General features: G+C 64.5%; 24 protein-coding genes and 2 pseudogenes. 17 read left to right on the top strand and 9 right to left on the bottom strand.

The window, feature by feature from the left end; translation table 11 throughout:
- Positions 1–354: 354 nt before the first annotated feature.
- Positions 355–555: a hypothetical protein gene (locus E3N94_RS15015; protein WP_134415885.1), complete on the top strand. Its 201-nt coding sequence runs from the start codon at positions 355–357 to the stop codon at positions 553–555.
- Positions 556–766: 211 nt separating this feature from the next.
- On the opposite strand, the gene E3N94_RS17345 is transcribed toward E3N94_RS15015, so the two are convergent.
- From E3N94_RS17345 to E3N94_RS15035, 4 genes are all read right to left on the bottom strand, one after another.
- Positions 767–1024: a zinc-ribbon domain-containing protein gene (locus tag E3N94_RS17345; protein ID WP_134570515.1), complete on the bottom strand. Its 258-nt coding sequence runs from the start codon at positions 1022–1024 to the stop codon at positions 767–769.
- 386 nt (positions 1025–1410) lie between these two features.
- Positions 1411–1875: an SRPBCC family protein gene (locus tag E3N94_RS15025; protein WP_174776141.1), complete on the bottom strand. Its 465-nt coding sequence runs from the start codon at positions 1873–1875 to the stop codon at positions 1411–1413.
- Between the two features lie 8 nt (positions 1876–1883).
- The gene (locus E3N94_RS15030) at positions 1884–3365 is read right to left on the bottom strand and encodes an NAD(P)/FAD-dependent oxidoreductase (RefSeq protein ID WP_134570516.1); all 1482 of its coding nucleotides are present in this window, start codon (positions 3363–3365) and stop codon (positions 1884–1886) included.
- Positions 3366–3774: 409 nt separating this feature from the next.
- Positions 3775–4587 carry a bile acid:sodium symporter gene (locus E3N94_RS15035; protein WP_241987150.1) on the bottom strand — a complete coding sequence of 271 codons (813 nt, stop codon included), beginning with the start codon at positions 4585–4587 and terminating at the stop codon, positions 3775–3777.
- 122 nt (positions 4588–4709) lie between these two features.
- Between E3N94_RS15035 and E3N94_RS15040 the strand changes: the two genes are divergently transcribed.
- The 4 genes and pseudogenes from E3N94_RS15040 (at position 4710) to E3N94_RS15055 (ending at position 8879) form a co-directional block, all read left to right on the top strand.
- Positions 4710–5096, top strand: a complete 387-nt coding sequence (locus E3N94_RS15040; protein ID WP_134570518.1) for a metalloregulator ArsR/SmtB family transcription factor — start codon at positions 4710–4712, stop codon at positions 5094–5096.
- On the top strand, positions 5093–7045 hold the full coding sequence (locus tag E3N94_RS15045; RefSeq protein WP_134570519.1) for a cation-translocating P-type ATPase: 1953 nt from the start codon (positions 5093–5095) through the stop codon (positions 7043–7045). Before E3N94_RS15040 ends, E3N94_RS15045 begins: the two co-directional genes overlap by 4 nt.
- 212 nt (positions 7046–7257) lie before the next feature.
- Positions 7258–7643: pseudogene (locus tag E3N94_RS15050) on the top strand (metalloregulator ArsR/SmtB family transcription factor).
- A 141-nt stretch (positions 7644–7784) separates the two neighbouring features.
- Positions 7785–8879, top strand: a complete 1095-nt coding sequence (locus E3N94_RS15055) for an MFS transporter (RefSeq protein WP_241987140.1) — start codon at positions 7785–7787, stop codon at positions 8877–8879.
- 4 nt (positions 8880–8883) lie between these two features.
- Here E3N94_RS15055 and E3N94_RS17350 read toward each other — a convergent pair whose 3' ends face one another.
- From E3N94_RS17350 to E3N94_RS17360, 3 genes are all read right to left on the bottom strand, one after another.
- Positions 8884–9165, bottom strand: a complete 282-nt coding sequence (locus tag E3N94_RS17350; RefSeq protein ID WP_233191525.1) for a hypothetical protein — start codon at positions 9163–9165, stop codon at positions 8884–8886.
- Between the two features lie 70 nt (positions 9166–9235).
- Positions 9236–9424: a hypothetical protein gene (locus tag E3N94_RS17355; protein ID WP_241987141.1), complete on the bottom strand. Its 189-nt coding sequence runs from the start codon at positions 9422–9424 to the stop codon at positions 9236–9238.
- A gap of 6 nt (positions 9425–9430) precedes the next feature.
- On the bottom strand, positions 9431–9742 hold the full coding sequence (locus tag E3N94_RS17360; RefSeq protein WP_241987142.1) for an FAD-dependent oxidoreductase: 312 nt from the start codon (positions 9740–9742) through the stop codon (positions 9431–9433).
- Between the two features lie 135 nt (positions 9743–9877).
- Between E3N94_RS17360 and E3N94_RS17365 the strand changes: the two are divergent.
- The 3 genes and pseudogenes from E3N94_RS17365 to E3N94_RS17370 all read left to right on the top strand — a co-directional run.
- Positions 9878–9970 (top strand): annotated as a pseudogene (locus tag E3N94_RS17365) (MerR family DNA-binding transcriptional regulator); the annotation flags it as partial.
- 384 nt (positions 9971–10354) lie between these two features.
- A complete protein-coding gene (locus tag E3N94_RS15070; RefSeq protein WP_241987143.1) occupies positions 10355–11053 on the top strand; it encodes a beta-propeller fold lactonase family protein in 699 nt (232 codons plus the stop codon).
- A 98-nt stretch (positions 11054–11151) separates the two neighbouring features.
- Positions 11152–11412, top strand: coding sequence for a hypothetical protein (locus E3N94_RS17370; RefSeq protein ID WP_241986119.1), 261 nt, complete (start codon positions 11152–11154; stop codon positions 11410–11412).
- Here the strand turns inward: E3N94_RS17370 and E3N94_RS15075 are convergent.
- Positions 11369–11695, bottom strand: a complete 327-nt coding sequence (locus E3N94_RS15075; RefSeq protein WP_166785345.1) for a metal-sensitive transcriptional regulator — start codon at positions 11693–11695, stop codon at positions 11369–11371. The two genes, E3N94_RS17370 and E3N94_RS15075, sit on opposite strands and share 44 nt — an antisense overlap.
- A gap of 343 nt (positions 11696–12038) precedes the next feature.
- Here E3N94_RS15075 and E3N94_RS15080 point away from each other — a divergent pair, with 343 nt between their 5' ends.
- The 5 genes from E3N94_RS15080 to E3N94_RS16680 all read left to right on the top strand — a co-directional run bounded on the left by E3N94_RS15080 (position 12039) and on the right by E3N94_RS16680 (position 16174).
- Positions 12039–12260 carry a cation transporter gene (locus E3N94_RS15080; protein WP_134371658.1) on the top strand — a complete coding sequence of 74 codons (222 nt, stop codon included), beginning with the start codon at positions 12039–12041 and terminating at the stop codon, positions 12258–12260.
- On the top strand, positions 12257–14548 hold the full coding sequence (locus E3N94_RS15085) for a heavy metal translocating P-type ATPase (RefSeq protein ID WP_134419952.1): 2292 nt from the start codon (positions 12257–12259) through the stop codon (positions 14546–14548). The genes E3N94_RS15080 and E3N94_RS15085 overlap by 4 nt, the downstream gene beginning before the upstream one ends.
- Positions 14549–14647: 99 nt before the next feature.
- Complete coding sequence (locus E3N94_RS15090) at positions 14648–15109, top strand: hypothetical protein (protein WP_104102956.1); 462 nt, start codon at positions 14648–14650, stop codon at positions 15107–15109.
- Positions 15110–15204: 95 nt separating this feature from the next.
- The gene (locus E3N94_RS15095; protein ID WP_198416301.1) at positions 15205–15810 is read left to right on the top strand and encodes a DUF305 domain-containing protein; all 606 of its coding nucleotides are present in this window, start codon (positions 15205–15207) and stop codon (positions 15808–15810) included.
- 202 nt (positions 15811–16012) lie between these two features.
- On the top strand, positions 16013–16174 hold the full coding sequence (locus E3N94_RS16680; RefSeq protein ID WP_158250306.1) for a hypothetical protein: 162 nt from the start codon (positions 16013–16015) through the stop codon (positions 16172–16174).
- A gap of 56 nt (positions 16175–16230) precedes the next feature.
- Here the strand turns inward: E3N94_RS16680 and E3N94_RS15100 are convergent, their stop codons facing one another.
- On the bottom strand, positions 16231–16428 hold the full coding sequence (locus tag E3N94_RS15100; protein ID WP_134371662.1) for a hypothetical protein: 198 nt from the start codon (positions 16426–16428) through the stop codon (positions 16231–16233).
- An 83-nt stretch (positions 16429–16511) separates the two neighbouring features.
- Between E3N94_RS15100 and E3N94_RS15105 the strand changes: the two genes are divergently transcribed.
- From E3N94_RS15105 to E3N94_RS15120, 4 genes are all read left to right on the top strand, one after another.
- Positions 16512–16973 (top strand): hypothetical protein, encoded by a 462-nt coding sequence (locus tag E3N94_RS15105; RefSeq protein WP_134419946.1) that lies wholly within the window; start codon positions 16512–16514, stop codon positions 16971–16973.
- Between the two features lie 143 nt (positions 16974–17116).
- Positions 17117–17791 (top strand): redoxin domain-containing protein, encoded by a 675-nt coding sequence (locus E3N94_RS15110; protein ID WP_134512164.1) that lies wholly within the window; start codon positions 17117–17119, stop codon positions 17789–17791.
- Positions 17791–18114 (top strand): thioredoxin family protein, encoded by a 324-nt coding sequence (locus E3N94_RS15115; protein ID WP_134570521.1) that lies wholly within the window; start codon positions 17791–17793, stop codon positions 18112–18114. The genes E3N94_RS15110 and E3N94_RS15115 overlap by 1 nt, the downstream gene beginning before the upstream one ends.
- 14 nt (positions 18115–18128) lie before the next feature.
- Positions 18129–18767, top strand: a complete 639-nt coding sequence (locus E3N94_RS15120) for a DUF3105 domain-containing protein (protein ID WP_134419942.1) — start codon at positions 18129–18131, stop codon at positions 18765–18767.
- The last annotated feature ends 8 nt before the right edge of the window (positions 18768–18775 follow it).

Below are 18775 nucleotides of genomic sequence, written 5' to 3' on the forward strand. Positions count from 1 at the left end.
CACGCCGTTTTCCTGCCCCTTGAGTTTCTGTTCCTAGACAGTCAGAAACCTAGACAGGAAGCGGCGTGCGGCCGTTAAGGCGCTCCGAAACACCCACAGATGAAGCAGGAGAGCCAAAAATCCGCCCGAAATGCAGTTTCACACGAGAATCTCCGTCGAATTGGTTCGAGACTGAACTCGGCGCTCCGCGGATGATGAACAGCCTCTCCACCGCCGTCGCGCTCGTGTTCAGTCGGACTGGCCGACGCGAAGACCGGATATTACGCCCGGCAGGACCCCGTCTGGCTGGCCACCTTCCTCAAGGCCGCGCCCGGACGATCCATCAACGACGAGGTCGTCTTCGACCACCTTGACGTGTTCGGATGGAGCGATGGCGAACGGCGAGAGATCGACGACCACCACACCCTTCAGCTGGTCGACGTCGCCACTGCGACCGGGGCGTGGAACACGATGAGGGATGTCGACGCGCCCGCGGCACCAGAAGATCTCAGCAACGCCCTCGACTGCAACCCGATCGCACGTCACTCCCTCGACGCCTTCTCCCCCTCGGCCTGACAGTCGACGTGCCATCCGCGACGAACCAAAAGCAGCGAATAGACGGACCACCATTGCAATGCGGTCGACTCAATCGAACCATTTCCCGAAGGACTTCGGGCGTTGCTCTCCGAACCAGGCCTGTCCGTCGACGATGACCGCGTCCGTGTGATCTGCCAGTGCGCAGCGGCACGGGCTCAGGGCAGACAACTATTCGCTGTTTCGAACTTTCCTAGTCTTCTGCGGCCCGTGATGTCGCCCAATCCAATGAGTGCCGAACCTGGGTGGCGGTGAGTCGTGTGGTGCCACCGCAGTTGGTGCACTCGTTGGCGTACGACCTGGCAAGGGGAAACAATGGCACTAAGAACAGCGTAAACTTCGTCGACTTTTTCACCACCCGCTGCTGGGCCAGAGTCCCACAATATCCGCACACAAACGAGACAACATTTATCACGGCACGATGCGCACGCGTGCCGAAGAGAAGGAACACGATCTACTTCCCCGATTGCGCGGCGGGATCGGACACGGAGTCGGACTTCTTATGTCGAGGCCGGTCGAACTCATCGGCGTCTAAACGATTCGGGATGGTCACTTTTTCGGGTTCCCTGCGGTCATACGGGACTGCGCCGGCAGATGATTGATGACGTTTGACATTGTGGTCCTTCCAGGTGCACATGGAACGGCTCGACTCTCTTCACCGCGGCCGCGGCAGTGCCGTCAATAATATGTTGGCCCGTCCCATCCGAGGGACATGCCGCAGACACCTCACTGGGTAATCTGCTGGCCGAGGCACCCGTGACCCGGCTGTTCCTGTCCGCTCCAGCGTGCTGGGACTGGGACTGGGTCATCTCAATCATGGCCGCGGTACCGGGGTGGTCACGCGTCGGTGAGCGCTCTCGGGCCCCTCTCGGCACCGCCCTCGGCCCGGAAAGCGAGCCGGCGCAAAGTCTCCACGTTTCGCATACTGATGGCCGGGTCGCGCAGGAAGGAGGGCACGAACCGGCCGGGGCCGGCGGTGGCGTCCTCGGTGATGCGCACGACGCATCCGCCACCTCGTGCCTTCACATCGAGGGCCACGTGGGACTTCCCGATCGGCCAGCCACGGGCCGTGAACAACGCGTGCCCGGGTGATTCCCACTCCAGAGCAGAGGTGGAGTCGTCGATCAGAGCCGGCCAGACGCCCACCGAGTGATGGATGGAGCTTCCGGCTGTCGGCCAGGCCGCGTCGACAGCCCGCATGCGGGAGGCTGCGACGACCCAGCTCGGGTACAGCCAGACGTCAGCGAGGACGGCGAAAACGTTCTCGGGCGGACAGCCCATGGTGCGGTAGGTCACGGCCACTGTGTCACCTATTTCTGGTTAGTCGGGGAAAGATCGGGGGCTGTGCGCACCCCGAGGTCGTGTCGAAGAGCGCTCAGGGCCGCGTACCAGCCGGCCAGGCCGTGCACGCCGGGGCCCGGCGGTGTGGATGACGAGCACAGGTACACGCCGCTCAGGGGGGTGCGCCAAGGGTCAGTGGACAGTACCGGGCGGCGCACGAGTTGGGTCAGACTCACCTCGCCGGCCGAGATGTCACCGCCGACGTAGTTGGGATTGAGCTGTTCCATCTCCGTCGCGGTGCGACCGGCGCTGGCCAGGATCGTGTCACGGAAACCCGGGGCATAGCGCTCGATCTGGCGCACGATCGCTTCGGTCTGGTCGATGGTTGAGCCGCGCGGAACATGGGTGTACGCCCAAAGAGTGTGCTGACCGGCCGGCGCGCGACTGGGGTCGGTGCGGCTGGGCTGGGACACGAGAACATACGGCTCCTCGGCGTGTCCGCCACGCGCAACGGTGTTCTCGGCTCGCCGGATCTGAGCCCGAGTGCCGCCCACGTGCACGGTGCCAGCCGCCCGCACCCCGGCAGCCTGCCAGGGCACCGGACCCGAAAGCGCGAAGTCGACCTTGGCGACGCCGTTTCCGTACCGGAAGGCGCGCAACCGTCGCGCGTAGGCGCCGGGAAGCTCGCCCTCGGCGAGTCGCAGGAGCGCACGCGGCGTCAGGTCAAGCATCACCACGCGGGCCGGCGGCAGTTCGCTCAGCCGCCGCACCTCGGTCGACGTGACGATCTCACCGCCATGAGCGAGCAGATCGTCGACCAGCGCGGTCACGATCGCGCCGCTGCCGCCGACCGGTATCGGCCAGCCGCCCGCGTGCGCATACGTGGCGAGGGTGAGGCCCGCACCGGCTGTGACGATGCTCGGCATCGACCTGATCGTATGGGCGCTGACGCCGGAGAGCAGGGCAGGCGCGGCTTCGCCCGAGAAGCGCAGGCCCCAGAGCGGGCTGCCCTGTTCGAGGGAGCGTAAGCCGAAGCGCAGCGCGGTGACCGGATGCTTCGGCAGTCGCAGGAGCTGCGCACCGGTGAACTGAGCGACCTGCTCGGCATGCGCCACGAGGGGCGCAAACAACCGCTGCCAGGCCGCGCCGTCCCTGCCCAGTTCGGCGACGGTGCGCGTCAAGCTGCGGTAGGCGAGGCCGGCGGTGCCGCCCGGCAGCGGGTGGCCGTAAGAAACCTCGGGAATTGCCAGTTCGATCCGATCCGCGAGCCCGAATCGTTGAAAGAACTCCGAAGCCAGCGCGAGTGGGTGCACGGCGGAGCAGACATCGTGGTGGAAGCCCGGCAAGGTCAGTTCTGCGGTCGCGGCGCCGCCACCGACGCCGGCGGACTTCTCGTAGACGCGCACAGAGAATCCGGCCCGGGCGAGGGTGACCGCGGCGGCGAGGCCGTTGGGCCCGGAGCCGACCACGATCGCATCAACTTCCGGCACTCCTCGGCGCGCAGTCACCATGTCACTCTCCACTCGTCATGGGAAGAGTCTTCCCTAGTGCCCTGACGTCGTTCACAGACACCATGCCGACGACAGCGATTGAGTGTCCCCGGTGCGAACAGTGTGACTGGAAATACGCAAATCTCAGGTTTTCATAAAAACTCACGGTAGTGCTGAGGTGCCTGGACTCGAACCCAAACAACTGACAGTAGTCTCGGCCGTGCGGCCCACCCGCTACAGGGGCAAAATGCCGCGGATTTCCGCGGTTTTGATGTGGCAAGTGCACGCGCTGGCACGGACGAATACGGGCCAACTCTGGTCACGCCAAGGGGTCTTCGGCGCGTTTCTGGTCACATCCTCGCGCGTGCCGTACACAGAGTGAAAGGCCTCTCATAGACCGAAGGCGGCACTGGATGCGCCGCCACATCCGTCATCGATGTGCGATTTTGTCGGCGGCTCGACGCTGGCCGGTGAGTCGAGGTACGAGACGCACGAGGATCACCATGACGACCAGCTCCACGAGGGTCTGGGTCACCACGGCCAGTGCGGCCACGGACAGGGACTCCGCTAGCGCAAGCGCCAGAGGGAGCACCACCAGGGAATTGCGGGTGGACCCGCTGAAGACGAGCGCGCGGGTCGCCGGCACGTCCAGGCGTGCGAGTCGACTCGCTGACAACCCGACGACGACCATGATGACCGGGAACGCGATGTACAGCGGCACCACCAGCAGAAGCGAGGCGATCCGCATGTCCACCGCCGCGATCTGGGATCCGATCACCACCGCCAGGGTGGCCATCATCAGCGGCACCGTAATAACCTGCAGGACGGCTTCGATTGCCCGGCCGAACCGGTGCCGACGGCCAACCCATTGAACCGTGACCGCTGCCAGCAGGGGAATCACGATCAGGACGAGGAACGCCTCGAGGAACGGCTCGGTCTCGATCATCGAGACGGTGTTCGGGCCGGCGAACAGCAGCAGGTAGATGGGAAGTAGAACAATCTGCAGAAGCATCAGCAGAGGTGTGGCCGCCAGGAGTCGTTCACGTGCCCCGCCGGCCAGACCGGTGAACCCGATCACATAGTCGACACACGGAGTCAGCAGCACGAGCGGGGCACCGAGGAGCAGTGCCCGGGCGCCGGCAACGAATCGTGACGGGCCGAACGCGACCACCGGAACGACGATGAAGTCGACGGCAATCGCGGTGCCCAGAAAACGGATGTCCACAATCCGCCGGCGCTCCATCCACCGCACGGGTCCCGCCATCGTGTATACGCACAACCCCCTTACCCTCGCGTCGGATGGGCCGATGTCCGACTCCCGGCGGTGAGCGAAGAAGGATCCACCTTGAGCGCTATCATCGTTTAATGACGATCAAATCTTCGGTTCTGTCCGATGGGTGCGAGCAACGCAATCCTGCGGCGGCGCTGTTCCACTCCCTCAGTGACCCAGCCCGGTTGAGCATTGTGAAGCGAATGGCCGGCGGCGAGGTACGGGTCAGTGACCTTACCGACGAGCTGGGCCTCGCCCAGTCCACGGTTTCGGCGCACGTTGCGTGCCTGCGTGAGTGCGGCCTGGTGGAAGGCCGTATGCAGGGCCGCAGCGTGTACTACTCGCTGTCTCGTCAGGAGCTGATTGACATGCTCGCCCAGGCCGAGGTTCTACTCGCCGCAACCGGCAACGCGGTCAGCCTGTGCCCGATCTACGGCACCGGCAGTACCGGCGTCCCCCTGACAAAGAAGCGCACACCATGAGTGCTGCCTGCGGTTGCAGCGACGAGAAAAACGGGACCAAGGCATCCGAAGAGGAGGAGACCGCCAGTTTCTGGCAGGTGAGCGAGATCCGGGCGGCGGCAGCCTCCGGTGCACTTCTCCTTGCCGCGTGGATCGTCTCGCTGACCGGCGGCCCCCAGGGGCTGCTGCTACCGCTGGAAATCATGGCGCTTCTGATTGCCGCCTGGACATTTGTTCCGTCCACCCTCCGACGACTGCTCAAAGGTAAAATCGGGGTCGGTACACTGATGACGATCGCCGCCGCCGGCGCGGTCGCGCTCGGGCAGTTCGAGGAAGCAGCGATGCTGGCATTCCTCTACGCGATCTCGGAAGGGCTTGAGGAATACTCCCTGGCGAAAACCCGCCGCGGTCTGCGCGCACTGCTGGACCTGGTCCCGGTTGAGGCGATCGTCCTGCGCGACGGCGCCGAGGTCACCGTCGCCCTGTCAGCACTCACCCCCGGCGACCGCATGGTCGTCCGGCCCGGGGAACGTCTAGCCACCGACGGGAGGATCATCATCGGCCGCACGTCCTTGGACACCTCTGCGCTCACCGGAGAGTCCGTCCCCGTCGAGGCGGGACCGGGAACCGAGGTCTATGCCGGGTCCATCAACGGCACAGGCCCGCTCGAAGTTGAGGTCACCAGCACCGCTGAGAACAACTCGGTGGCCAGGGTCGTTCAGATCGTGGAGGCCGAGCAGTCCCGCAAGGGGCCCGGTCAGCGGCTGGCCGACTCGATCGCCAGCAAGCTGGTTCCGGGCATCCTGATCGTTGCAGTCCTGATCATCATCTTCGGCTTCATCGTCGGCGAACCACTGCTGTGGTTCGAACGTGCGCTCGTCGTTCTGGTCGCCGCCTCGCCCTGCGCCTTGGCCATCTCTGTCCCGGTCACCGTGGTCGCCTCCGTCGGCGCCGCCAGCCGCATGGGCGTTCTCATCAAGGGCGGGGGTGCCCTGGAAACCCTCGGCCGGATCCGCACCATCGCATTGGACAAGACCGGAACCCTCACCCGCAACAAACCCGCCGTGACCGATGTCGCCACCACCGGATCCGCTTCCAAAGACGATGTCCTCTTCCTCGCGGCCGGTCTGGAATCCCGCAGCGAACACCCCCTCGCCCACGCCATTCTCGCCGCGGCTCCGGACCGGGCGTTTGTCACCGACGTGGATACCGTCCCCGGCGCCGGCCTGGAGGGCCGGGTGGACGGGCGACGTGTACGTCTCGGCCGGCCGGGGTGGATCGATGCCGGCCCCCTGGCCGCCGACGTCCAGCGGATGCAACAGGCCGGCGCCACCGCTGTCCTCATCGAGGACAATGGGCAGGTCATCGGCGCCATCGCAGTCCGTGACGAGCTGCGTCCCGAAACCCGGCAGGTCATAGACCGGCTGAGCGCATCCGGATACACCACGGTCATGCTCACCGGCGACAACCTGGTCACCGCCACCGCCTTGGGGAAGGCTGCGGGCATCACCAAAGTCCACGCCGACCTCCGCCCCGAGGACAAAGCGGAAATCATCCGCACCCTCAAAGCCCGCCAGCCCACAGCCATGGTCGGCGACGGCGTCAACGACGCGCCGGCCCTCGCAACCGCCGACACCGGCGTCGCCATGGGCGCCATGGGCTCCGACGTCGCCATCGAAACAGCCGACATCGCCCTGATGGGCGAAGATCTGAATCACCTACCACAGGTGCTCGACCACGCGCGGAGAACCCGGAGCATCATGCTCCAGAACGTGGGCCTGTCCCTGCTGCTGATCGCCGTGCTCATTCCCCTGGCACTATTCGGCACGCTCGGCCTGGCCGCCGTGGTCCTGATCCACGAACTGGCCGAAATCGTCGTGATCGCCAACGGCGTCCGGGCGGGCCGGCTGAGCCGCACAACCGCGCTGGGAGCCGCGCAGTCCGCCCCAGCACTGGAAGCGGCAGCGTGAACGCCGAAGCCACGCTCTCGCGCGGGGTGGCCCCCGACCTGGGGTTGATCAGCATCCGGCTTCTCTACAACCCCCGCGCGTCCGCCGGGACGGCACGAGGATTCAGCGGAGACGCCAGAAACTTCATCGACCGGCTCGACAGGTGGACACTCGTAGCCTGGCCGTATCAGCCACCGCAACGTGCTCGCCCGTGTGTAACACACTGCGCATGAATGCATGGGGATGGTTGCACACTCGGCCCAGAAAGTGAGTATGTCGAGTTGGCCGTGGAGGTCTTCGCGATGCTCGCCGACGCCACGCGCATCCGGGTCATACTCGCGTTGCGGGACTCGAACTGTCGGTGAACCAACTGGCGAAAATCGTCAACAAGTCCCAGGCCGCCGTATCGCAGCATTTGGCGAAGCTGCGCCTCGCCCGCATCGTGACTACCCGGCGCGAAGGAACCCGGGTGTTCTATCGCCTCGCAAACGAGCACGCCCGCCAGCTTGTCCCCGACGCCATCTTTCAGGCCGAACACGCCCTCTATGGCGTTCCGGCCCACCACCGGCACCCGCACGACACCGCCAGCACAGACCTTGAGGTGGACGCGCATGCGTAACGTGTTGCGGAACACCGCCTACCGAAAACTGTTCAGCGCCCAGGTTGTGGCGCTGATTGGCACCGGCCTGCTCACCGTCGCACTGGGGTTCTCGCCTTCGATCTGGCCGGCGGGGATGCCGGCATCGTCCTGGGCAGCACCTTGACGATCAAGCTGCTCGCCTATGTGGGCGTCGCCCCGGTCGTGTCCGCGCTCACCAGCCACGTCCCCCGCAAGGTCCTGCTGGTGTCCTCAGATGTTCTCCGGGCCGGGGTCGCGATCTCGCTCCCGTTCGTCACCGAGGCCTGGCAGATCTACCTTCTCATTTTTGTGCTGCAGGCCGCTTCCGCGACCTTCACGCCCGCGTTCCAGGCGCTGATCCCGGATGTTCTTCCTAAGGAAAGCGAATACACGCGGGCGTTGTCGCTGTCCCGTCTGGCCTACGACCTGGAATCCCTGCTCAGTCCCATCCTGGCGGCCGCGCTCCTGACCGTGATCAGCTACCATTCCCTGTTCGTGGGAACAGCGCTCGGCTTCGTCGGCTCGGCCACACTCGTGCTCTCCACCACCCTCCCGGCGATGAGATCCACCGCAGCCGCACCGTTCGTCGACCGGCTCACTCGACGCGTGCGCGTGTTCTGGCGCACCCCGCCGCTCCGTGCACTGCTCGCGATGAACCTCGTCGTCGCCGCGTCTACCGCGATGGTGATCGTCAACACCGTCATCCTCATGCAGAACAGCCTCGAACGAACCCAGGTCGATTTCGCGATCACCCTCGCTTGCTACGGACTCGGCTCCATGCTCGTCGCCCTCAACCTGCCGCGGGTGCTGGATCGCTATCCGGATCGACGCGTGATGCTGACCAGATGCGCCATCCTCCCGAGCGGGCCCGTCGCCGTCGCGCTGCTGGTCCTGGCTAAGGACTCCGCGCCGGCCTGGCCCGGCGTGCTCACGGTCTGGTTCGTTCTCGGCGCCGCGACCGCACTGATCCTCACGCCGTCGGCCCGGCTCCTCCGCCGCTACTCCGACGACACCAACCGGCGAGGGGTCTTCGCCATCCAGTTTTCGCTCTCCCACGCCTGCTTCATCATCACCTACCCGCTGGCCGGGATCCTCGGGGCAACGCTCGGACTTGCCCCGACTGCCCTCGTCCTGGCCGCTATCGCCGTACTCGCCGGACTCGCCGGACTCGCCGGGCTCGCGGCGGTCCGGTCGTGGACATCGGCGTCAACACAGCTTCAGAAGGCCAATAGGTGAAGGACTACGGCTTCGTGTGAGTCAACATGCCTGAGACTTCGATCTGCCCTCGTGTCCCGACTGTGACGCCGACCTTGTCGAGGTGCAGGTCCGCGGTGGCGGGTCTACGTACGGTGGCCACGAGGAGCTTGCTGGTCCGGATTGTCTCCTTGCCGGTGGCGCTTGTCACCTCGGCGATCACGTCGCGGGTGCCCTCGGATTCTTCCTGCGACACCAGCCGGGAGCGCACCCGGACGGTCATCTCGCAGCCGAGCGGGGAGAACAGTTGTGCTTGTTCGAGGGCCACGTAGCCCCCCCCCCCCGGACCAGCGATGACTCGGGCGCTTCGTCTAGCTCCATGCGTTCGCCGAGGTCAGCTAGCCCACCTCGGACAACCCCGCAATGGGTGGTGCCCACGGGGCGGAGCCGGTGGCCACAAGGTACTGGTCCGAACGCATGGTTTCCTTGCTGCCGTCGTCCGAGGTGATCTCCAGTAGCGGCTCCTCCGTAGTTCCCGTGGACGTTGCGTCGCCGTGACGGAAGGCCCAATCGTATTCGGCGATCAAGTCCCCCTAATTGCTGGCCCGCATCGTGTTGACCAGAGCGCGCTTACCCTCGATTAGCTTCTTCATATCCACCGGCTCCGCAGAGGCTGCGATGCCGGGGATTCGCCTCGCATCCAAGGCAACATGGCGAGCTTCGGCGGCCGCCAACAAGGCCTTAGACGGCATACATCCCGTATTGACGCAGGTGCCTCCGATAGTTGCACGCTCGACCACTACCACTTGCTTGCCAAGCCTGGTCGCCAGGATCGCGGCCGCGAATGCTGCACCACCGGAACCGATGATCGCCAAGTCAAAGTCGGTCGGCGTGTTTTTACACATGAATCCTCCAAGTGCTTTCAATCGGCAATCGCGCTGCCGCCGCGCAGTGCGGTGTGCACGGACCTCAAGTCTCGACCTTCCTCACGGCTGGAAGGTCAAGCCGGACCACGAGTCCGGTCATGGCAGGAGCACAGGGTGCGCATAGGAGGAACGGCTGATGTGGCCGGGATGACGGCGAAAACGCTGCGCTATGTCGAGGATCGAGGCTTGCTTCCTCCGCCGGACAGGATGCGATCCTGACGAGATCTGCAGCTACCTGAAGACCTCGCGTCGAACACATTGACCGTGCCATGGGCTGCGGGACCAGCGGCATCGGAGAGCATGTGCTCTGACCGCCGGTCGCCGCGACCGCATCAGCAGCCGATGCGCAGGCGCGTTTTTGCTCAGGCCTGTATAGAAAGCAGTATTATCGTAAATAATACAATTCGACAAATCATGGTCTCGCTGAGGGTCCGTCCGAAGAGACAACGGCATGAGTGACGGGAATGCAATGAACGGAAGACGTGCAGTGGCCATGGGCGCGATCCCCCTGGTCATCGTGGCGGCCGCGACGGCAATTCTGATGACCACAACCGATGACCCGGAGGCCCGGGTAGCCATGCATGAGGTCTCGTGACTGGAACGGTCTGGGTCGCCAACGAAGATGGCGCCAGCCTGACAGCCATCGACGCGGCCTCGAACAAGGTCGCAACCACCCTGACCGGTCTTAAGAGCCCACACAATGTGCAGGCGACAGCCGATGGGGAGTCCGTGTGGGCCGTCAGTGGATCCACGTCTATGGCGATCAAGCTCGACGCATCTACGTTGGCTGTGACGGGAATGGTCGCCACCGGCGCCATGCCTGCTCACGTTGTCGTCACTCCGGATCTCACGACGAGTTACACAACCAATAACGCTGACGACACCGTGACGGCAGTCAATGCCTCGACGATGCAGTCGGTGGCCACCATCCCCGTCGGGACAGGCCCACACGGGCTCCGGCCAAGCCCCGATGGAAAATGGATTTACGTCGCCAACATCGGCGGAACGATTCTGGGCGTCGTCGATACCGCAACTAACTCACAGGTCGCAGAGATTGAGGTCGGCGCGGCGCCCGCCCAAGTGGCATTCTCGCCGGACGGACGCTTCGGGTACGCCGCGCTCAGTGGGGAAAATGCCGTTGCCAAGGTAGACGTGGCCACCCGCAAGCTGATCGGAAAGACCGCGGTCGGCTCAAGACCGATCCAGACGTTCGTGAGCCCGGACAACAAGTACCTATTGTTATCAACCAGGGCACCGACGACGAACCATGCACAACAGTCTCGATCCTGAGTGTCGATACATTCAAGGTTGTGAAGAGCGTGAAGACGGGCGACGGCGCCCACGGCGTCGTCATTGACCCCTCCAGCCGACACGCGTACGTCACCAACATGGCTGCAGACACGGTCGCCGTCCTCGATCTGAAGTCGCTCACCGTTGTGGCACGTATCCCGGTCGGATCCACACCAAATGGAATCAGCTTCTCAACGCAAACCGTCGAACCGTCCCCGGAAACAAAGTTGGAGCTTCCGGTGGTTTCTGGCGACTCCTCGACGATGAAGCACCAGGCACTTTCAGGCGCTGACGGCGCAGTGCGCATGGGGGAGGTTAGGAGCGAACCAATCGTGCGATTGCGATTGAAGCTTCCTTGATCTTGGCGTCGCCTTCTTCACCGCCGGCAGCGACAGCGGCAACAACACAGTGGCTCATGTGGTCCTCGAGTAAGCCCAAGGCCACGGACTGCAGAGCGCTGGTCATAGCTGATATCTGCGTCAGAATGTCGATGCAGTACAGCTCATCTGCAACCATTCCCTGCAATCCCCTGGCCTGTCCTTCGATTCGTCGGAGGCGCTTCACATACGCGTCTTTGCTTGATATGTAGCCGTGCGGGCCAGCGTGGGTTGTCATCGCGCTCTTGTCGCTGAAATCACTCATTGGTGTGTGTATCCGATCTGGTCTGCCCCGCGCGATCCTGGTGGCCTGCCGGCGAGTGGTGGCACTTTGAATTTTCCGAGTATACCCCCGGGTGGTATACCTCACACGCGGCGGGGTGACCAACTGTGCGCACCGATCTCATGTTGACCGGGTACCCCCCTGGGGTATACCGTGGATGTATCCCCTGGAAGTACGTCCCGACGGTTGCTTCGATCGCCGGGGAACGAAAGGAATCGCGAATACTATGTCGACGTCGAATAAAAACGACCTTGGTCTTACTGACTCTTCGTGCACGTGCGGGTCGCACGATCACAAATCCGAGCGCACCGCGGAACCTACCGGCATGACCACCACTTTCCAGGTATCGGGAATGACCTGCTCTCACTGTGTGAAGAGCGTGACGGCCGAAGTGGGCAAGGTCGCCGGAGCCGAAGCCGTGGACGTTGACCTTGTTCCGGGCGGCGTCTCCGTGGTCACCGTCTCCAGCTCCAGACCCCTCGATCCCGCCGCTGTGGCCGCCGCCATCGATGAAGCAGGCTACGAACTGGTCACGGCGACACGATGAGTGGAGAGCAGGTCGACCTTCTCGTCGGCGGCATGACCTGCGCCTCCTGCGCGGCGCGAATTGAAAAAAAACTCAACCGGATGCCCGGGGTCGAGGCATCGGTGAACTACGCCACCGAGAAGGCCAGTGTCCTCATCCCTGACGGCACGACGGTTGAGGATGCCATCGCGGTGATTGAGGAGACCGGATACACGGCCGCACGTCCGAAACCGCCTGAGGCTCCGACACTCGATGTGCCCACGGACCAAGACCGCGAAGTGGCCAGCCTGCGCCAGCGGCTGATCCTGTCCGCCGTGCTCGCCACCCCCGTGCTCCTGCTCTCAATGATCCCCCCGCTGCAATTCACCAATTGGCAATGGCTGGCTCTCACCCTTGCCGCCCCGGTCGCCGTCTGGGGAGCATGGCCGTTCCATCGCGCTGCCTGGGTGAATTTGCGCCACGGTGCTGCGACTATGGACACCCTGATCAGTATCGGAGTGCTCGCCGCACTCGGCTGGTCGCTGTACGCCCTCTTCCTGGGAATGGCTGGAGTCCCGGGCATGACCATGGCCTTCAGCTTTACCGCCACCCCGGGAAGCGGTGCCGATGAAATCTACCTGGAGGTCGCATCCGCCGTCACGGTGTTCATCCTGGCCGGCCGTTACTTCGAGGCCCGTGCGAAGAAACAGTCTGGTGCCGCACTGAAGGCGCTGCTCGAACTCGGGGCGAAAGAGACGACCCTTCTGCGGGATGGTGTCGAGACCACCGTCCCCACCGCGTCGCTGGTCGTCGGCGACCAGTTCGTCGTCCGTCCCGGCGAGAAGATCGCCACGGATGGAACCGTTGTAGAAGGTAACTCGGCGATCGACGTCAGCATGCTCACCGGCGAGTCCGTTCCGGTCGAGGTCGGGCCCGGCGCAGCCGTGGTCGGCGCCACCTTGAACTCGGGTGGTCGCCTGGTCGTGCGGGCCACCCGCGTTGGCGCGGACACGCAGCTCGCCCAGCTAGGCCGCTTGGTCGAACAGGCGCAGACCGGTAAGGCCGAGGTACAGCGCCTCGCCGACCGGGTCTCAGCGATCTTCGTCCCGATCGTGATCGGGTTGTCGCTGGCCACCCTTGTGGTCTGGCTGCTGCTCGGAGCAGGGACCGTCGTAGCATTCACCGCGGCCGTGGCAACGCTCATCATCGCGTGCCCGTGCGCGCTCGGCTTGGCGACCCCGACCGCTCTGCTCGTGGGCACCGGGCGTGGTGCGCAGTTGGGCATCCTGATCAAGGGACCCCAGATTCTCGAATCAACCCACCGGGTAGACACCATCGTGCTCGACAAGACCGGCACGGTCACGACCGGCCGGATGACGCTCGTGGCCGCCGTTCCCGTCGCTGGTGGAGACGAGCAGCTCCTGCTTCACCTCGCCGGAGCCGCGGAAACGGGTTCCGAACATCCCATCGCCCAGGCGATTGTGTCTGGTGCCCGGGAACGCGCCGGCGAACTACCGTCACCTGAGTCCTTCGCGTCGACGGACGGTCTCGGCGTTCAAGCCCTGGTCGGCGGTCGGGTCGTTCTCGTGGGACGTCCGCGCTGGCTGACGGAACAGTGGACTATCCCGCTTCCGTCAGAGCTCGAGACGGTGCTGGCCGCCTTCGAGGCACAGGGTCGAACCGCGGTCGCCGTCGCCTGGGACGGCCAGGCCAGGGGTATCCTCGCCGTCTCTGACGTCGTCAAAGACACCAGCGCTGCCGCGATCGCGGAGTTCCGTCGCCTGGGTCTGCAGCCGGTGCTTCTCACCGGCGACAACGAGGCCGTCGCGGCCTTCGTTGCGGCTGAGGTCGGTATCAGCGACGTTCGTGCCGGTGTGCTGCCGGCCGAGAAAGCGCAGATCATCCGGGAGCTGCAGAGCGAGGGTCGCGTTGTTGCCATGGTCGGCGACGGCGTGAACGACGCTGTGGCACTGGCCACCGCGGACCTGGGCATTGCGATGGGGACGGGAACGGATGTCGCCATCGAGGCCAGCGATCTGACCCTGGTCAGAAGCGACCTCATCGCGGCAGCTGATGCGATCCGACTCTCCCGGCGCACCCTGTCGACCATCAAGGCCAACTTGTTCTGGGCCTTCGCCTACAACGTGGCGGCGATCCCGCTGGCCATGCTGGGCTTGCTCAACCCGTTGATCGCCGGCGCGGCCATGGCACTGTCATCTGTTTTCGTGGTGAGCAACAGCCTCCGGCTGCGCGGCTTTCGCGGACTCAACGTGGCGGGTGCCCCGATACCTACCGGAACGCTCACCGCACATCCTGCCACCATCGGGTGACCTGCGAGATCGCATTCACAGGTCGAGCAGTGTGAAAGTCGATACTGTCGAGGGGTATGCGCGGGAACCAACCGCGACAGGAACGGGACCGGAGGCGACATGAAGCTGGATAGCACAGCACACGTGGTTCCCCGCACGAGGCCTGTCCTCCTGTCTGGTTTGGTGGCGTTGGTCGCCATGGCCGGACTCCTGTTCGGTGTGCTGGCCATGAACTCCACGCATGCCAGTCACGAGACGGGTGGGACCGCGGTTGCATCTGACCCCACCGCGCAGGTCGGTGTCTCCCCCGTTGTCACGGCGGGCGCTGTCTCGGCGGTTTCCGTCATCGCACACACCGGTCTTGGAGTCGTGGATTGTTCCGATTGCATGTTGGACTGTGCGATCCTAGCGATGACCTGCACCATCCTGCTGGTGCTCGCTTCGCTGATCCTGCTGGCTCGGTTACCGTCAACGTACCGCAGGCTGTTCGACGCGGGCGGGCACATCGCTCGGCTCTCTCACCGCCTCGTCCTGGATATTCACAGGCCGAATCTGACCATTCTTTCCATCAGTCGCATTTAGACCGAACCGCCGCCGACGCGCCCTCATGGACGCGTGGCCTCCTCGAGCGCGCCGGCGCCTCGGTTTCTCAAGTCTGACTAATGAATGGAAAAACAATGCTCAAATCACGTAAGTACCTTCTGACGGGGGCGGCCCTTGCCGCCGTGCTCACGCTCAGCGCCTGCACCAACGGGACAACCCCCGACAGTTCGTCCGGGTCGTCCAGCACCTCCACTGCGTCCGCTTCTTTCGGGTCGGCTGATGTGACTTTCGCACAGATGATGATCCCCCACCACGAGCAAGCTGTCGAGATGAGCGAGGACATCCTCGCCAAGGACGAGGTCGACGTGCGCATCACCGACCTCGCCACGCAGATCAAAGCCGCCCAAGAACCGGAAATAGAGCAACTCAGAGACTGGCTCGCCGAGTGGGGCACCGATGAGACCAGCACCGGCGGCATGGATGGGATGTCGGGGATGGGTGACGGTTCCGACGGAATGATGTCCGACGACGACATGATGGCCCTCGAAAATGCGTCGGGCCCGCAGGCCGGCGAGCTATACCTGGAACAGATGATCGTCCACCATCAGGGCGCGATCATGACGGCGGAGCTGGAACTGGATGAAGGTCGAAACGAGGACGCCAAGGCCATGGCGTCGAACATCGTCACGAGCCAGACCGATGAGATCGATGTCATGAAGGACATCCTCTCCACCCCGTAGGACCCCTCACCTTTCCCGGCGGTAAAGCCTATCGAGACCCGTCGCCGTCTGCGGGCGGCAGAAAAACACCAGCGTCATCGGCAGCCCCGCAGGCTGGCACGCAAATCGCGCCGACAACAGTCCGACCGACCGGCTCCGCCACCAGTGCGGCGGCGATTGTTCGGCGTCGTGGCGATGGCCTTCGTCGCGCTTTTCGCCGTCAGTGTCTCGCTCCCCGCTCTCGCTCGCAAAACCCGGCCCGGCCGCGGCGAATCCACAGAGCCAACTGGCCGCTGACGCGCCCCAGGTCGTGCCCATCAACGAAGCAGACACCGTCAGCGTCCTGCGCGACGTTTTCACCGTGGGACGAGTGCAGAAGCCGTAGCCAGGCGCCTATAACCAAAGGTCGGGCAGCTATGTCAAGGACGTGACTTCGCCAGTTCAGCGGCCGTTCACAGTCGGGGTCTTCATCACGACGGACTGCGGTCCGCGCGTGCCGTCCTGCGACCGCTGCTCGAGCTTCAACAAGGGCCTGGACATGAATCCCGGCGTGAACACTCCCAGCCAGGCAGTCGCGGACGGCATCGTGAAGGACGTCTCGGCAACCGACGCCAGCGGACTCGGCGTGTGCGCCATCATCGAGCACATGATCGACGGCCGCCTGGTCTCGCGATGGTGGCAGTGGGCGTTGCCACCCTGGGGGCTGGAAAATGATGCTACCGATGCCCTCCGGGCGCGGCGGCGGAACGAGCATCGGCTCGGTGTACGGACTCGGAGTGTTCTCCGGTGCCGCCAGCGCGTGCTGCGCCCCAGTCCTCGCCGATGTGGCGGCGCTCTCCGGTGCCGCTTCGTCTTTCCCGGCCGCCGCCGCAGTGGGCGTCGCCTACGTATTCGGGATGGTCGCGCCCCTGTGCGCCTTGGCGTTGGCGTGGGACAGAAAAAACTGGGGAGCAAGTCGCCTGCTCGCGGCCACGACCATTCCGATCGGGCCCGGGGCCCGGTGGCGGTTGCCCGTGGGAACAGTGCTCTCAAGCGGGTTGATGATCGCCATTGGCGTGCTCACCGTCGTCCTCGCGGTGCAGGGACCGGGCATGGCACCGGACGGGTGGCAGGTTGAACTTGCCGCAGCACTGGGGCACTGGGCCGCCGTCATCCAGCAGTTTCTGGCCTTCATTCCAGGGTGAATCTCGACGCTCGCCGTCTTCGCCGCTCTCGGCGCTTTGGTCTGGACGGCGCTCCGCAGCCGAAAGCACGCAGCCACGCCGACCGCCTCCGGCAACCGACCCGACCAGGCGCATACGCGCGCCCAGACAGAGGAGTCACAGTAATGGCATCACGGAAGAAAGGCCGTCCGGGCATACGCCCGCAGTCACGCGCCAGGAGCACCGGGTTGCGCCGGGCAACGATGGTCGTGGGCATCTTGGCGGTTGCGGCAGCCATCCTGGTAGTCATGGAAAGCACTTGGAACGGGACCCCCACGGCTGTGGAAAACACCGCCTCCATCAATTACGCCGTGGGTGCTCCCGGCCCGGGCGCGGAAGCCCCCGACTTTTCTCTCGCTTCCACGGCCGGGGGGACGGTCAATCTCAGCGACTACCGTGGCGAGTCCGTTCTGCTCTTTTTCCATGAGGGGATCGGGTGTCAGCCGTGCTGCGACCAAATCCGCGGTCTGGACGCCGCCCAGACCGAGCTGCAGTCTGTCGGCGTCGATCAGCTCCTCACCATCACCAGCGGGCCGGTGGACCTGATCGCCCAGAAAATGGCCGACGACAAACTGACGGCGGACGCTTTGGCCGACACCCGTCTGGATGTCTCCCTGACTAACCAGACCAACAAGGACGGAATGATGGGTGAATCCCGCAACGGACACAGCTTCATCCTGGTTGGGCCGACGGGGGAAATTGAGTGGCGCGCCGACTACGGCGGCCCGCCTAACTACACCATGTACGTGCCGGTAGACGAGATCCTCACCCAGATGCAGGCTCTCCGGACCGACGCCTGATGCGAATCACCGTACTGACGCAAGCCTCGTGCCACGCCTGCGATCAAGCCAAGCTGGTAGTGTCCCGACTCTCCGCGGACTACTCCTTTCAGGTCGAGGCGATCGGCCTGGACACCGATGAAGGCCGGGCTCTGGCCGCTCGGAACGGCATCATCTTTGCCCCCGGCATCCTGATCGACGACGTCATGTTCAGCTACGGGAGGCTATCGGAGAAGAAGCTGCGGCTCCAGCTGTCCCGCCCCGACGTAGCCGCCCAGGGGCAGCCGGGCTCGAACGGCAGCTCACAGAACGTTGCCGTACACCACACTGCACATCAGCAATAGAGAGGACCGTCCAAATGGAACACCCGAACACAGAGGACAGAGCACATCGGCAGGCGATCGTTGCGGCCGCACGAGCACAGCTGAAGCGGGGCGAGCGGCGTCGGAGCTTCTGGATCTACGGCTTGGGCACCGTCGTCGCAATCACCCTCGTGGCGACCGTTGTCTCCATCTTCGTCGTCAACCAGAAAGACCAGGACGCGGCGAGATCGGCAGCAGACAAGCCAATCAGTGGCGTGGAGAGTTCTGATGGATTGAGCCGCGACCACGTGGTCAACGAGGTTGCGTTTCCGACGCTTCCCCCCGTCGGCGGAGATCATTCGGCCGAGCTGACAAACTGCGGCGTGTACACGAAGCCGGTAGACACCTGGCGGGCCGTGCACTCGCTCGAGCATGGCGCGGTGTGGGTCACCTACCGATCCGATCTGCCGCAAGAGCAGATCGACACTCTGACGGCTGATGCGGCGTCGAACCCATACGAACTCTTGAGCCCGTATCCTGACCTCCCCGCCCCGATTGTCGCCAGCGCCTGGGGAAAACAACTGCAACTGGACAACGTGGATGACCCCCGCCTGCAGTTGTTCCTGCAGACCTACCTACAGGGCCCACAGACACCCGAACCCGGCGCACCCTGCTCTGGTGGCGTCCAGGGCTGATCGGCACG

It is taken from the genome of Cryobacterium sp. Sr3, assembly GCF_004402835.1.
Lineage (GTDB): Bacteria > Actinomycetota > Actinomycetes > Actinomycetales > Microbacteriaceae > Cryobacterium > Cryobacterium sandaracinum.

Bases quoted from the DNA above. Each gene is read 5' to 3' on its own strand.
- E3N94_RS15030 (WP_134570516.1), bottom strand. From the start codon at position 3,365: ATGGTGACTGCGCGCCGAGGAGTGCCGGAAGTTGATGCGATCGTGGTC.
- E3N94_RS15035 (WP_241987150.1), bottom strand. From the start codon at position 4,587: ATGGAGCGCCGGCGGATTGTGGACATCCGTTTTCTGGGCACCGCGATT.
- E3N94_RS15040 (WP_134570518.1), top strand. From the start codon at position 4,710: ATGACGATCAAATCTTCGGTTCTGTCCGATGGGTGCGAGCAACGCAAT.
- E3N94_RS15045 (WP_134570519.1), top strand. From the start codon at position 5,093: ATGAGTGCTGCCTGCGGTTGCAGCGACGAGAAAAACGGGACCAAGGCA.
- E3N94_RS17360 (WP_241987142.1), bottom strand. From the start codon at position 9,742: ATGTGTAAAAACACGCCGACCGACTTTGACTTGGCGATCATCGGTTCC.
- E3N94_RS17370 (WP_241986119.1), top strand. From the start codon at position 11,152: ATGGCTGCAGACACGGTCGCCGTCCTCGATCTGAAGTCGCTCACCGTT.
- E3N94_RS15075 (WP_166785345.1), bottom strand. From the start codon at position 11,695: ATGAGTGATTTCAGCGACAAGAGCGCGATGACAACCCACGCTGGCCCG.
- E3N94_RS15080 (WP_134371658.1), top strand. From the start codon at position 12,039: ATGACCACCACTTTCCAGGTATCGGGAATGACCTGCTCTCACTGTGTG.
- E3N94_RS15085 (WP_134419952.1), top strand. From the start codon at position 12,257: ATGAGTGGAGAGCAGGTCGACCTTCTCGTCGGCGGCATGACCTGCGCC.
- E3N94_RS15090 (WP_104102956.1), top strand. From the start codon at position 14,648: ATGAAGCTGGATAGCACAGCACACGTGGTTCCCCGCACGAGGCCTGTC.
- E3N94_RS15095 (WP_198416301.1), top strand. From the start codon at position 15,205: ATGCTCAAATCACGTAAGTACCTTCTGACGGGGGCGGCCCTTGCCGCC.
- E3N94_RS15100 (WP_134371662.1), bottom strand. From the start codon at position 16,428: ATGATGGCGCACACGCCGAGTCCGCTGGCGTCGGTTGCCGAGACGTCC.
- E3N94_RS15105 (WP_134419946.1), top strand. From the start codon at position 16,512: ATGCCCTCCGGGCGCGGCGGCGGAACGAGCATCGGCTCGGTGTACGGA.
- E3N94_RS15110 (WP_134512164.1), top strand. From the start codon at position 17,117: ATGGCATCACGGAAGAAAGGCCGTCCGGGCATACGCCCGCAGTCACGC.
- E3N94_RS15115 (WP_134570521.1), top strand. From the start codon at position 17,791: ATGCGAATCACCGTACTGACGCAAGCCTCGTGCCACGCCTGCGATCAA.
- E3N94_RS15120 (WP_134419942.1), top strand. From the start codon at position 18,129: ATGGAACACCCGAACACAGAGGACAGAGCACATCGGCAGGCGATCGTT.